This is a genomic window from Streptomyces sp. NPDC029151 (assembly GCF_055564315.1).
Map to the genome: position 1 here is coordinate 1 of NZ_JBVHWQ010000017.1, position 12,722 is coordinate 12,722.

Annotated in this window: 10 protein-coding genes; 5 read left to right on the plus strand and 5 right to left on the minus strand. The window is 73.6% G+C overall.

What is annotated here, in order from left to right:
* From ACZ4VF_RS36520 to ACZ4VF_RS36535, 4 genes are all read left to right on the plus strand, one after another.
* A partial coding sequence (locus ACZ4VF_RS36520) for an alpha-glucosidase C-terminal domain-containing protein (protein WP_467931449.1) occupies window positions 1-493 on the plus strand: 493 nt, incomplete at its 5' end.
* A 106-nt stretch (window positions 494-599) separates the two neighbouring features.
* Window positions 600-1,994, plus strand: coding sequence for a maltokinase N-terminal cap-like domain-containing protein (locus tag ACZ4VF_RS36525; RefSeq protein ID WP_467931450.1), 1,395 nt, complete (start codon window positions 600-602; stop codon window positions 1,992-1,994).
* Complete coding sequence (gene glgB, locus ACZ4VF_RS36530; protein WP_467931451.1) at window positions 1,991-4,246, plus strand: 1,4-alpha-glucan branching enzyme; 2,256 nt, start codon at window positions 1,991-1,993, stop codon at window positions 4,244-4,246. Before ACZ4VF_RS36525 ends, glgB begins: the two co-directional genes overlap by 4 nt.
* Window positions 4,247-4,313: 67 nt before the next feature.
* Window positions 4,314-4,769 carry a hypothetical protein gene (locus ACZ4VF_RS36535; RefSeq protein WP_467931453.1) on the plus strand — a complete coding sequence of 152 codons (456 nt, stop codon included), beginning with the start codon at window positions 4,314-4,316 and terminating at the stop codon, window positions 4,767-4,769.
* Between the two features lie 36 nt (window positions 4,770-4,805).
* Here ACZ4VF_RS36535 and ACZ4VF_RS36540 read toward each other — a convergent pair whose 3' ends face one another.
* From ACZ4VF_RS36540 to ACZ4VF_RS36560, 5 genes are all read right to left on the minus strand, one after another.
* Window positions 4,806-7,121 (minus strand): HelD family protein, encoded by a 2,316-nt coding sequence (locus ACZ4VF_RS36540; RefSeq protein WP_467931454.1) that lies wholly within the window; start codon window positions 7,119-7,121, stop codon window positions 4,806-4,808.
* A gap of 97 nt (window positions 7,122-7,218) precedes the next feature.
* Window positions 7,219-7,551: a thioredoxin gene (gene trxA, locus ACZ4VF_RS36545; protein ID WP_189306060.1), complete on the minus strand. Its 333-nt coding sequence runs from the start codon at window positions 7,549-7,551 to the stop codon at window positions 7,219-7,221.
* Entirely contained in the window at window positions 7,548-7,976 is a 429-nt protein-coding gene (locus ACZ4VF_RS36550; protein WP_467931455.1) for a MerR family transcriptional regulator, read from the minus strand. Before ACZ4VF_RS36550 ends, trxA begins: the two co-directional genes overlap by 4 nt.
* Before the next feature lie 273 nt (window positions 7,977-8,249).
* Window positions 8,250-9,017: a DUF2127 domain-containing protein gene (locus ACZ4VF_RS36555; protein ID WP_467931457.1), complete on the minus strand. Its 768-nt coding sequence runs from the start codon at window positions 9,015-9,017 to the stop codon at window positions 8,250-8,252.
* A gap of 1,194 nt (window positions 9,018-10,211) precedes the next feature.
* Complete coding sequence (locus tag ACZ4VF_RS36560) at window positions 10,212-11,888, minus strand: MFS transporter (RefSeq protein ID WP_467931458.1); 1,677 nt, start codon at window positions 11,886-11,888, stop codon at window positions 10,212-10,214.
* Window positions 11,889-12,037: 149 nt separating this feature from the next.
* On the opposite strand from ACZ4VF_RS36560, the gene ACZ4VF_RS36565 reads away from it, so the two are divergent.
* Window positions 12,038-12,652, plus strand: coding sequence for a TetR/AcrR family transcriptional regulator (locus tag ACZ4VF_RS36565; RefSeq protein WP_467931459.1), 615 nt, complete (start codon window positions 12,038-12,040; stop codon window positions 12,650-12,652).
* The last annotated feature ends 70 nt before the right edge of the window (window positions 12,653-12,722 follow it).

The window sequence follows — 12,722 nt, forward strand, 5'->3', positions numbered from 1 at the left end:
CATCTGGCTCGGCGACCGCGACGCCGTCCGCACCCCCATGCAGTGGACGCCCGACCGCAACGCCGGCTTCTCCACGTGCGACCCGGGACGCCTCTTCCTGCCCACGATCATGGACCCGGTGTACGGCTACCAGGTGACGAACGTCGAGGCGTCGATGTCCTCGCCCTCGTCGCTGCTGCACTGGACCCGCCGCATGATCGAGATCCGCAAGCAGAACCTCGCCTTCGGACTGGGCTCCTACACCGAGTTGCCGTCGTCGAACCCGGCGGTCCTCGCCTTCCTGCGCGAGTTCGAGGACGACCTCGTGCTGTGCGTCCACAACTTCTCCCGCTTCGCCCAGCCGACGGAGCTGGACCTGAGCCGGTTCGGCGGCCGGCACCCCGTCGAGCTGTTCGGCGGGGTCCGGTTCCCCGCGATCGGCGAACTGCCGTACCTGCTCACCCTCGCCGGTCACGGCTTCTACTGGTTCCGGCTGCGCGGGGAACCCGTATAGAGGAACCCGAACAGCGGCCCGGTGGGGCGGTGCGGAGTTTTCACCGCCCCACCCGGGGCACGCATCAGTAACACCCCGACGCCCCCCGGGGAAAGGACTGACGCCCATGGCGGAAACGGTCATCTCTTCCGGCACCACCGGTTCACTGCTCACCTCGCTCGACCCCCTGCTGCGCGCCTGGCTGCCCCGGCAGCGCTGGTTCGCGGGCAAGGGACGCCCCATCAGCGGGTTCAGCCCCGTGTCCGTCACCGAACTGCTGCCGCCCGACGGCCGGCTGGGCCTGTACCACCTGCTGCTGCGCGTCCACCAGCCCGCCGCGCCGGGCGCGCCGCCGCATCCCGGCGACTGCTACCAGCTCCTCATAGGCGTGCGCGAGGCGCTGCCACCGCGGCTGGCGCCCGCGCTGATCGGACACGTGACGGAGGGCCCGCTCGCCGGACGCACGGTGTACGAGGCCCTGTACGACCCCCGGCCCGCCGACGTGCTGCTGGAGGCCCTGCGCAGCCGGGCCCGCATCGGCGGGCTGCGCTTCGAACGGGACCCCGCGCAGGACATCCGGTCGGGGCTGGTGCCCCGGCTGATGACCGCCGAGCAGTCCAACTCGTCGGTCGTCTACGGAGATACGTTTATTCTGAAGGTGCTGCGCCGGGTCGTGCCCGGCGTCAACCCCGACCTGGAGATACCCCTCGCCCTGGCCCGCGAGGGCTGCCCCCGGGTGCCCGCGCCGACGGCCTGGCTGCACGCCGAGGTGAGCGGGGGGTCGTACGTCCTGGCCGTGCTGCAGCCGTTCGTGAGCGGTGCCGCCGACGGCTGGGAACTGGCGCTGCGCGAGCTGGCCAAGGGCGAGGACTTCGCCGCCGAGGCCCGGGAGCTGGGCCGGGCCACCGCCGAGGTGCACACCTCGCTCGCCCGGGCACTGCCCACGGTCACCCTCGGCCGCGCCCAGCTGGAGCTGCTGGTGGACGGCATGACCGAGCGGCTGGCGGCGGCCGTGCAGGCGGTTCCGGCGCTGCGGCCGTACGAGGACGGGCTGCGTTCGGCGTACCGGGCGCTGGGCTCGCTCGCCGCCGAGGGCCGGACCTGGACCGCGCAGCGCGTACACGGCGACCTGCACCTGGGGCAGTGCCTGCGCTCGCCGTCCGGGGGCTGGTCGCTGATCGACTTCGAGGGCGAGCCGGCCCGGCCGCTGGCCGAGCGGCGCATGCCGCAGCCGCCGGCGCGGGACATCGCGGGGATGCTCCGCTCCTTCGACTACGCGGCCCACTCGGCGACCCCGCCCGCCCCGGACTGGGCGCGCGTCTGCCGGGCCGCCTACTGCTCCGGGTACGCGGAGGTGGCCGGCCGCGATCCGCGTACCGATCCGGTACTGCTGCGGGCCTTCGAGACCGACAAGGCGGTCTACGAGGTCGTCTACGAGGCCCGGCACCGCCCCGACTGGCTGTCCGTGCCGCTGAGCGCGGTACGCCGGCTCTCCCTGCCCGACCAGGAGGTCCGTCCGTGAGCCCCAAGGCCAAGAAGAAGACCGGGGTCCCCGCGCAGGCTCCGGCGCCGGCCGTGGAGGCCGCCCTGTCCCCGGCACTCGACGCGGACGACCGGGAACGGCTGCTGCACGGCACCCACCACGACCCGCACTCCGTGCTGGGCGCGCACGCGGTCCCCGGCGGGGTCGCCTTCCGTGCCTTCCGCCCCCGCGCGCAGGCGGTCACCGTGGTCGCGGGCGAGCTGCGGGCGGAGCTGCACGACGACGGTGACGGCTTCTTCTCCGGCCTGCTGCCGCTCACCGAGGTCCCCGTCTACCGGCTGCTGGTGACGTACGACGGCACGGTGCACGAGACCGAGGACGCCTACCGCTTCCTGCCCGCCCTCGGCGAGCTGGACCTGCACCTGATCGGGGAGGGCCGGCACGAGCAGTTGTGGCAGGCCCTCGGCGCACACGTGACCACCCACCAGGGGGTCACCGGGACCCGGTTCGCGGTGTGGGCGCCGAACGCGCGGGGCGTGCGGGTCACGGGCGGTTTCAACTTCTGGGACGGCACCGCGTTCCCGATGCGCTCGCTCGGCGGCACCGGCGTCTGGGAGCTGTTCGTGCCGGGGGTCGACGAGGGCGAGCTGTACAAGTTCGAGATCACCCGGCCGGACGGCTCACGCACCCTGCGCGCCGACCCGCTGGCCCGCCGCACCGAGGTCCCGCCCGCCACCTCCTCGATCGTGCACGCCTCGCACCACGAGTGGGGCGACGCCGAGTGGATGGCGCACCGGGCGGACACCCCGGTGCACGAGGCGCCCTTCTCGGTGTACGAGGTGCACCTGCCGTCCTGGCGCCCGGGGCTGACCTACCGCCAACTGGCCGAGGAACTCCCCGCCTACGTCGGCGAGATGGGTTTCACCCACGTGGAGCTGATGCCGGTCGCCGAGCACCCCTTCGGCGGTTCCTGGGGCTACCAGGTCACCGGGTTCTACGCCCCGACGGCCCGCCTCGGCACCCCCGACGACTTCAAGTACCTGGTGGACCGGCTGCACCAGGCCGGCATCGGCGTGCTGATGGACTGGGTCCCGGCACACTTCCCGCGCGACGACTGGGCGCTCGCCGCGTTCGACGGGCGTCCGCTGTACGAGCACCACGACCCGCTGCGGGCTGCCCATCCCGACTGGGGCACGCTCGAGTTCGACTTCGGCCGGCGCGAGGTGCGCAACTTCCTCGTCGCGAACGCCGTGTACTGGTGCGAGGAGTTCCACATCGACGGGCTGCGGGTGGACGCGGTCGCCTCGATGCTCTACCTGGACTACTCGCGCGCACCGGGCCAGTGGAGGCCGAACGAGCACGGCGGCCGGGAGAACCTGGACGCGGTGGCGTTCCTCCAGGAGATGAACGCCACCGTGTACCGGCGCTGCCCGGGCGTGGTCACCGTCGCCGAGGAGTCCACCGCCTGGGACGGTGTCACCCGGCCCACCCACCACAGGGGCCCGAGCGGCTTCGGCGGGCTGGGCTTCGGGCTGAAGTGGAACATGGGCTGGATGCACGACTCGCTGCAGTACATGTCCCACGAGCCGGTCCACCGCAAGTACCACCACCACGAGATGACCTTCTCGATGGTGTACGCGTACAGCGAGAACTACGTCCTGCCGATCTCCCACGACGAGGTCGTGCACGGCAAGGGGTCCCTGGTCGCGAAGATGCCGGGCGACTGGTGGCAGCAGCGCGCCGGCCTGCGCGCCTACCTGGGCTTCATGTGGGCCCACCCGGGCAAGCAACTCCTCTTCATGGGGCAGGAGTTCGCGCAGGGCGCCGAGTGGTCCGAGGCGCGCGGCCCGGACTGGTGGCTGCTCGACCCGGAGTACGGCGCCGAGGCGGACCACCGGGGCGTGCGGGACCTCGTGCGGGACCTGAACGCGGTGTACCGGTCGGCTCCGGCGCTGTGGCAGCGGGACACCGACCCCGCGGGCTTCGAGTGGATCACCGGGGACGCGGCGGAGGACAACGTCTTCGCGTTCCTGCGCCACGACGCCGAGGGCACCCCGCTGCTCGCGGTCTCCCACCTGTCCCCGGTGGTCCGCCACGACTACCGGCTGGGGGTGCCGGAGGAGGTGCCGGCCTGGGTGGAGGTCCTGAACACCGATGCGGCCCGCTACGGCGGCAGCGGTGTCACCCACCCGGACGTCGTCAAGCCCGAGCCGCACCCGTGGCACGGCCGCCCGGCGAGCATCCGGCTGACCCTGCCCCCGCTGGCGACGGTGTGGCTGCGTCCCGCCTGACCTGCCCTTTGCCTTCCGCCCGGCCCGCGCCTAGGCTCGGGCGCCCGGTGCGGCGGAGGGGGAGGACATGCGGCGGATCGTCGTGGCTCTGGGAGCGGTGGCGGCTGCGCTGACGGGCTGTGCGCCGGACAGGGCGTGCACCCTGATGGACATGGAGTCGGGCGTCGGCGTGGTGTGGCGGCCGGCCGACTTCGGGAAGCAGCGGGACGCGGTGACGGTCCGGCTGTGCGTGGACGGCAGGTGTGTGCGGCGGGCGTCCGGCGATCCCGGTGATCCGGTCCGCACCCTGTCGGTACGGCTCCCGGACGACGTCGGCGCCGGCCCGGTCCCGGTGAAGCTCACGGTGACCGCCGGGCAGGACGGCCGGGTCGTCGTCCAGGACAGCCGGCGGGCGCGGCTCACCGAGGACCACCCCAACGGCCGCTCCTGCCCGCCCACGGCCTGGACGGCGTCCTTCCGGGTGCATCCGGAGAAGGGACTGACCTCCCCGAAGGGCATGAAGCTGCGGAGGACGACGGAGTAAGGGGCCCGGGAGCGGCTGTTCCCGGGCCCCTTGCGGTCACTCCGCGTCGGCCAGGCCCGGCGGCAGCGCCCCGGTGTGCAGGACGCCGAGCCGCTGGGTGGCCCGGGTCAGGGCCACGTACAGGTCGCTCGTGCCGTAGGCGCCCGGCTCGACGACCAGGACGGAGTCGAATTCGAGGCCCTTGGACTGGCGGGGGTCGAGCAGGACGACCGCGCGGGTCAGGTCGGGTTCGCCGCCGGCCGTGACGCCGTCCAGGTGCGCGGCCAGGGAGCGGTGCAGGGCGCGCGGGGCGATCACCGCGAGCCGCCCGTCCGTCGGGGCGAGTTCGGCGACCGCCTTGGCGACCGCGCCGGGCAGGTCGTCCGGGACCCGGCGCACCCAGGGCCGTACCCCCGTCGACCGGACCGAGCTGGGCGGCCGGAAGTCCGGGTCGCCGGCGCGGACCACGGCCGCCGCCAGGTCCATGATCTCGGCGGGGGTGCGGTAGTTGACGCCGAGGCGGGTGTGCTCCCAGCGGTCCTCGACATAAGGAGCGAGGATGTCCGCCCAGGAGCCGACGCCGGCCGCCTCCGCCGTCTGGGCGGGGTCGCCGACCAGGGTCATCGAGCGGGTCGGGCAGCGCCGCATCAGCAGCCGCCAGGCCATCGGCGACAGCTCCTGCGCCTCGTCCACGATGATGTGCCCGAACGCCCAGGTGCGGTCGGCGGCGGCCCGCTCGGCGGCGCTGCGGTGGTCGGCCTCCTCGTGCCGCTCGGCGAACCGCTCGGCGTCGATGATGTCGTGCGCGGACAGGACCTCGGAGGCTTCCGGGTCGTCGGCCTCCTTGTCCTCGAACTCGTAGGTCCGGGAGGCGTAGGAGACGTCCAGCACGCCCTGCGCGTAGGCGACCTGGGTCTCGCGCTCGCGTGCGGCGCGGGCCCTGGCCGGCCGGTCGTCCTCGCCGAGGAGTTCGGCCGCCTCGTCCAGCAGGGGCACGTCGGCGACGGACCAGGCGCGGGTCACCGGACGGCGGACCGCGTCGGCGTCCTCCTGCGACAGGTAGCCGTCCGGCTCGGCGAGGAGGTCGGCGACCAGCCGCTGCGGGGTGATCCGGGGCCACAGCCGGTCGATGGCGTCCCAGACCTCCGGGTTCTCGGCGAGTTCGTCGCGGATCTGGGTGATGTCGGAGGCGTCGAGCAGGCTGCTGCCGTCGTAGGGGTCGGTGCCGACGCGCTCGGCGTACAGCTCGGTGAGCGTGTTGAGGATGTGCCCCTCGAAGTGCTCGCGGGCGACGTTGTGCGGCAGCTTGGCGGCGCGGGTGCGTGTCCGGGCGACGCCGACCAGGCCGTCGTCCAGCATGAGCACCTCGCGGTCGTGCTCGATCGCGATGACCGGGTCGGGCAGCGCCTGCCGGTCGCGTACGACGGCGGCGAGCACGTCGGCCATGCCGGCGCGGCCCTTGACGGCGGCGGCCTCCGGGCTGTCGGCGGCGGTGGCCTTCACGCCGGGGAACAGCTCGCCGACGGTGGCCAGCAGGACGCCGGTCTCGCCCAGGGAGGGCAGCACCTCGCCGATGTAGCCGAGGAAGGCCGGGTTCGGGCCGACGATGAGGACCGCGCGGCGGGCCAGCAGCTCCCGGTGTTCGTACAGCAGGTAGGCCGCGCGGTGCAGGGCGACCGCCGTCTTGCCGGTGCCGGGGCCGCCCTCCACGACCAGCACGCCCCGGTGCGGTGCCCGGATGATGCGGTCCTGGTCGGCCTGGATGGTCTGCACGATGTCGCTCATCCGGCCGGTGCGGGCCGAGTTCAGCGCGGCGAGCAGCACGGCGTCGCCGCTCGGGTCCTCGTGCCCGGTGCGGGTGGTGTCGCCGAGGTCGAGGATCTCGTCGTGCAGGGAGGTGACGGTACGGCCCTCGGTGGCGATGTGCCGGCGGCGGCGCAGGCCCATCGGGGTGTGGCCGGTGGCCAGGTAGAACGGGCGGGCGACGTCGGCCCGCCAGTCGACGAGGAGCGGGGTGCGCTCGGCGTCCTCCTCGCGCAGCCCGATCCGGCCGATGTGGTGCCCGGTGCCGTCGGCGAGGTCGATCCGGCCGAAGCAGAGCGAGCCGTCCACGGCGTTCAGCGCGGCGAGCAGCCCCGAGCGCTCGGCGACCAGGATGTCCCGCTCCAGCCGGGCCTGCATGGGCTTGTCGCCCTGGGCGAGCGCGTCCGCGACGGAGGTCTCGGTCTCGCCGCGCAGCACGTCCACGCGCGCGTACAGTCCGTCGATGAATTCCTGTTCGTGCCGGATTTCATCGTCTGGAAATTCGGTGTTTGACAATTCCGCTCCCGCCCGGATATACTGTGCCCAGTAAACGTCATTCGTGGCCCTCATGTACGGCTCGCCGAAATGAAGTCACGAATCATTGAATATACGCACAGGAATCCCCCGGGCGCAATTACCCGGGGGATTTTCTGCGAGCGGGGCCGCTTTACAGCACGTCGGCCAGCTCCTCCAGCAGGCGCCGCTTGGGCCGCGCCCCCACCATGGACTTCACGGGCTCACCCCCCTGGAAGACCATGAACGTCGGCATCGACAGCACCTTGTACGCGTTCGTGGTCTCCGGGTTGTGGTCCACGTCCAGCTGGACGACCTTCAGCCGCTCGCCCTCCTCCGCGGCGAGGGCGCTGAGCACCGGCGCCATCTGCCGGCACGGCGGGCACCAGTCCGCCGTGAACTCCACCAGCACCGGCAGTTCCGATGCCAGTACCTCCTTGTCGAAGTCCGCGTCCCCCACCTCGGGTACACCCGCCGCCTTCGTCACCGCTCCTGCCCTCCCAGTTCGCACAACGGCTCCGGACCTCCCGGAACCAGCGCCTCGACGGCCAGTTCGTCCCGCGCCCGCTCGGCCCGCGCCAACTGCCCCGCGACCGTCTCACGGACCGCCGTCAGCTGCCCGATGAGCGCGTCCAGCTCGGCCAGCTTGCGCCGGTAGACCACGAGCGCGGCCGGACAGGAGTCGCCCTCCGGGTGCCCGGCCCGCAGACACTCCACGAACGGCCGGGTCTCCTCCAGGTCGAACCCGAAGTCCTGCAGCGTGCGGATCTGCCGCAGCAGCCGGAGGTCGCTCTCGTCGTACGTACGGTGTCCGTTGCCGTCCCGCCGGGCCGGCAGCAGCCCTCGCGACTCGTAGTACCGCAGGGTGCGTGTCGTGGTCCCGGCCCGCGCGGCCAGCTCGCCGATTCGCATGCACCCGACGGTACGGCTTGACGCCGACGTCAAGGCAAGACCGCGGTGCCGCCAGGGTCTCTCTGTCGGATCAGGCCGGCTCCGCGCGACGGTGCCTGTCGGCCGACCCGAGCGGGGTCTGGTGCGTGCGGCTGCACGGCGGAGGAGGGCGTCGACGCGAGGGGGGTCCCCCCGCGCGAGCGACGTCGAGCGTGGGGGAGCCGACAACCGACGACAACGCCGCGGATGTGCGTGCCGGACCCCGCGACCCCGGCAGGATCCGGAAGAGAGGCCCTAGGCGTCCACCAGCCCCGCCGACTCCTCGACCTCCATCAGGGAGGCGCTGTGCCGCTCCTCCTCGAACCGGCGGCGGCCGCCGCGCAGGCCGAAGAGGCGCTTGGTGAGGGCGATGTAGAGGACCGCGAGGATGTTCAGCACCAGGGTGGCGATCTTCAGCCAGCTGACGTGCTCGGTGAGTTCGTAGATCTCCAGCGGGAGGAAGGCCGCCGTGGCGACGACCGTCAGGTACTCCGCCCAGCGCTTGGCGTACCAGAGGCCGGCCGCCTCGACGATCTCGATCAGCGCGTAGGCCAGCAGCAGGCCGGCCACCAGGAGCAGCGTGGAGCGCTGGTAGCCGAAGGCCTTCTGCAGGGAGCCGACGACCGGTGAGTGGTCGAGGTCGTAGTGGAAGTGCCGGAAGACCGGGCGGAACACGTCGAGGTACTCCTCGAACAGGCGGCGCACCGCGTCCCGGCTGTTGCTGAACTTCCACACCGCGACCGCGACCAGCACGATGAACACCCCGCGCACGGCCCGCTCGACGGCGAGGAAGCGCAGGACGAACAGGTCCCGGAGCACCTTGCCGCGCGGCACCAGCGGGGCGTCGCTGGCCGGCCCCGAAGCGCGCGGCTCGCCGAGTACGAAGTCACCGCAGCGCAGGCACCGCCAGACGTCCCCGAGCGCGGTCCGGGCGTGCAGCCGGATGCGCAGCCGGGGATCGTCGGGCGCGTAGGTCACATGCCCCTTGCGCGCGCAGGTCCGCCGGTCCCAGTCGATCTTCATCCCCCGTGCCTCCACATAGTCACTGACACACATGTACTGACGCCGGAGGCGAACATCCCGTTCCGGTTGATCGGTCCGGCACGTTACCGGGGTGCCGCGGCGCCGAGACTCCGGCCACGAGGTCCGCGAGCCGGTCCCACGCCTCCGCACCGGGCGGCCCCGGTGCACCGGCCAGGCGCTCGGCCGGACGACCGGGCGCGGCACCGATCGGCGGCGCGGCGGGCCCGGCGGCCCCGGCGGAAGGGGACCCCCACGGTCGCGCCGCAAACGGCGGCCGGCTGGGGGCCGAGCGCAGCCCGCGCGGGGCCCTAACGGGGCTGGTGAGGACCGAGCGGGACCGAGCCAGGCGACCCCGGCGGGGGCCCAGCGCAGCCCGCGCGGAGCCCGAGCCAGGCGGCCCCGGTGGGGGCGGGACGGCCTCGGTCGCGCCGCGTACGGCAGGCGGTCGCGGCCGAGCGGAGCCCCGGCGGAGCCCGAACGGGGCTGGTGAGAACCGAGCGGGACCAGAGCCAGGCGACCCCGGCGGGGGCGCGACGGCCTCGGTCACGCCGCTTACGGCAGGCGGTCGCGGCCGAGCGGAGCCAGGGCGAGGCCCGAGCGAGCCCAGCGAGACCCGAGCCGGGCGGCCCCGGCGGGCTCGGCGGGCCCGACGACCCCGGCAGGAGGGAGCCCCCGCCGTCGCCTCGCGTGCCGCGGTCCGCTGAGGACCCGGCGCAGCCGAAGCGGGGCTGAACGCAGCCCGAGAAGACCCAGCGGAACCCGAACCAGGCAACCCCGGCAGCCCCGGCAGGCCCGGTGGCCCCGGCAGGCCCGCGGCCCCGGCGGCCCCGGCGGCCCCGGCGGCCCCGGCGGCCCCGGCGGCAGGGAACCCCGCGGTCGCCTCCCATGCCGCGGCCGGCGGAGGGCCGAGCGCAGCCTGAGCGGGGCCCGAACGGGGCTGGTGAGAACCCGGCGGAACCCGAGCCAGGCGACCCCATCAGGCCCGGCGGGAGGGGCTCCCTCGGTCGCCTCGCATGCGGTGGCCGGCTGCGGGTCCAGTGCAGCGCGAGAGAACCGAACGGGTGCCGGGCGGGGCCGGGGAGGTCCGCGTGGGGTCGGTGCAGGCCGGACGGCGCAGGGACGCGCAGCGGGTCGCGGGCCGTCCGGGCTCGTGGACCGGGCGGGCCGCGACCCGTGTGGGAGGGCCGGGAGACGTCAGCCGACGGTGCTGTCCGCCGGTTCCCGCTCCTCCGTCTTCGCCGGCTCCGGTGCCTGGGCCTCGCGGCGCGGCAGCAGGAAGACCACCAGGACCGTGCCGATGCCGAGGATGACCGCGCCGACCAGGCTGGTGTGGGCGACCGCGTCGGAGAAGGCGGAGCCCACCGCGTCGGTCATCTGCCGGGCGCCGGCGGCCAGTTCGGCCGCCTGCTGCTTGAGCTGCGCGGCCTGCTGCGGGTCCCCCGCCTGCTGGGCCTGCGCGGCGGCCTGCTGGGCCTTCTCACCGATGCCGTGCGCGACGGCGTACCCCGCGCCGACCGAGTCCTGTGCGGTGTCCAGGGCGCTCGCCGGGAGCTTGCTGCCGGCGGTGGCGTCGGACAGGTGGTCGCCGTAGGAGGTGGCGAGCAGCGAGCCGAGGATGGCGATGCCGAGCGAGCCGCCCAGCTCCAGCGAGGTGTCGTTGACGGCGCCGCCGACCCCCAGCTCGGACTCCGGGAACGCACCCATGATCGCGTCGGTGCAGGGCGAGAGGGCGAGGCCGATGGCGAGACCCAGGATGACCAGGGGCGCCACGAAGTCGCCGTACGTGGAGCCCGCGTCCACCCGGGTGAGCAGGGCGAGGGCGACCGTACCGCCGACCATGCCCGCGCCGACGGTCCACTTCATGCCGGCGCGCGGGGTGAGCCAGCCGGTCAGCGCGGAGCCGGCGAAGACGGCACCGGCGAGCGGCAGCATGCGCACACCGGTCTCCAGGGCGTCGTAGCCGAGGACGAACTGCAGGTGCTGGGTGAGGTAGTAGAAGGCGCCGAAGACGGCGAGGAAGAACAGGGCGACGGCGAGGTTGGAGCCGGCGAACCGGCGGCCGGTGAAGCGGCGCACGTCCAGGATCGGGCGCGGGTGGCGCAGCTCCCAGACGACGAAGGCGACCAGGCCCACCCCGGCGACCACGGCCGCCGTCACCGCCTTGGCACCCCACCCGAAGTGCGGACCCTCGATGATCATGTAGATGAGCGCGCCGGTCCAGACGACCGACAGCAGTCCGCCGACGTAGTCGATGCGGTCGTGGTGGCCGGCCTTGGACGGCGGGACCAGGACGAAGGCGCCGACGATGGCGACGGCCGCGATGGGCACGTTGATCAGGAAGGTCGAGGCCCAGCCGTGGTCGCGCAGCAGGGCGCCGGCGACCACCGGTCCGGCGGCGATGGCCAGCCCGGCGGTGGCGGTCCACAGGGTGATCGCCTTGGCGCGCTCGGCGCGCGGGAAGGTCGCGGCGAGCAGCGACAGCGTGGCCGGCATGATCAGCGCCGCTCCGACGCCCATCACGGCGCGGGCCGCGATGACGGTCGCGGAGCTGTCGGCGAGGTAGCCGAAGACGGCTCCGCCGCCGAACACCACGAGGCCGAGGACGAGCGCCCCGCGCCGGCTGTACTTGTCGCCGATCGCGCCGAGCAGCAGCATCAGCGCCGCGTACGGGACGGTGTAGCCGTCGATCACCCACTGGAGGTCGGCGCTGGAGAGCCCGAGGTCCCGGGTCATGTCGGGCGCCGCGACCGTGAGGGCGGTGTTCGCCATCACGATGATCAGCAGACTCAGGCAGAGCACCAGCAGCGCCCACCAGCGCCGGGCGTAGGGCCGGTCCGTCCTCTCGACCGGTTCGGTCATGACGAGTCGCATGGCAGGGATCGCCTTCCTCGGTACGCGACAGTACTTGCACAGTGGCGTGCAATTGCACAACCATGTGCAATGTACGCCCGTTGCACATCACTGTGCAAGTCGGCCGGGGACCGCCCGGGAGGGCGTCGAGGAGACCTCGGGGAGGCAGAATGACCGCCATGACCACGGGTAACAGCAGCCGCGCCGACGCCAACCGACGCCGCATCCTCGACGTCGCCCTCGTGGAACTGCTGCGCGATCCCGACGCCTCCATGGACCAGATCGCGCGCGCCGCGGGCGTCGTACGACGGACGGTGTACGGCCACTTCCCCAGCCGGGAGGCGCTGATCAGCACCCTGATCGACGGGGCCGTGGCGGCGCTGGCGGACGCGGACGCGCGGGCCCGCGCCGGCGTGACCGACCCGGCGGAGGCGCTGGCCCGCTCGGTACTCGCCCTGTGGCCGGTCGCCGACCGCTACCGGCTGCTGATCGCCCTGGCCCAGCGCACGGTCACCGTGCAGGGCATCCGCGACCGCCTCGCGCCACTGCGCGACGACAAGGTCCGCCTCCTGGAACGCGGACTGGACGAGGGCGCCTTCGTCTCCCCGCTGCCCGCGCCGGCCCTCGCCTACGTGGTCGAGCAGATGCTGTTCGCGGTGACGGAGGCCGTGAACGACGGCCTGCTGGCAGCGGAAGAGGCGGGCCGCTCCGCCACGGTCGCCGTACTGACCGCGGCGGGCGTACCCGCCTCACGGGCCACCGAGCTGGTGGCCGAGGTGTCGTAGCAAAAGTCCACCGGCGAAGACGGAGCCGGGCGGCCGAGGTACGGGGGAGACTCGGCCGCCCGGCGGCGGT

Excerpts from the sequence above, each read along its gene's own strand:
- ACZ4VF_RS36525 (WP_467931450.1), top strand. The coding sequence starts at position 600 with ATGGCGGAAACGGTCATCTCTTCCGGCACCACCGGTTCACTGCTCACC.
- ACZ4VF_RS36535 (WP_467931453.1), top strand. The coding sequence starts at position 4,314 with ATGCGGCGGATCGTCGTGGCTCTGGGAGCGGTGGCGGCTGCGCTGACG.
- ACZ4VF_RS36540 (WP_467931454.1), bottom strand. The coding sequence starts at position 7,121 with ATGAGGGCCACGAATGACGTTTACTGGGCACAGTATATCCGGGCGGGA.
- ACZ4VF_RS36550 (WP_467931455.1), bottom strand. The coding sequence starts at position 7,976 with ATGCGAATCGGCGAGCTGGCCGCGCGGGCCGGGACCACGACACGCACC.
- ACZ4VF_RS36555 (WP_467931457.1), bottom strand. The coding sequence starts at position 9,017 with ATGAAGATCGACTGGGACCGGCGGACCTGCGCGCGCAAGGGGCATGTG.
- ACZ4VF_RS36560 (WP_467931458.1), bottom strand. The coding sequence starts at position 11,888 with ATGCGACTCGTCATGACCGAACCGGTCGAGAGGACGGACCGGCCCTAC.
- ACZ4VF_RS36565 (WP_467931459.1), top strand. The coding sequence starts at position 12,038 with ATGACCGCCATGACCACGGGTAACAGCAGCCGCGCCGACGCCAACCGA.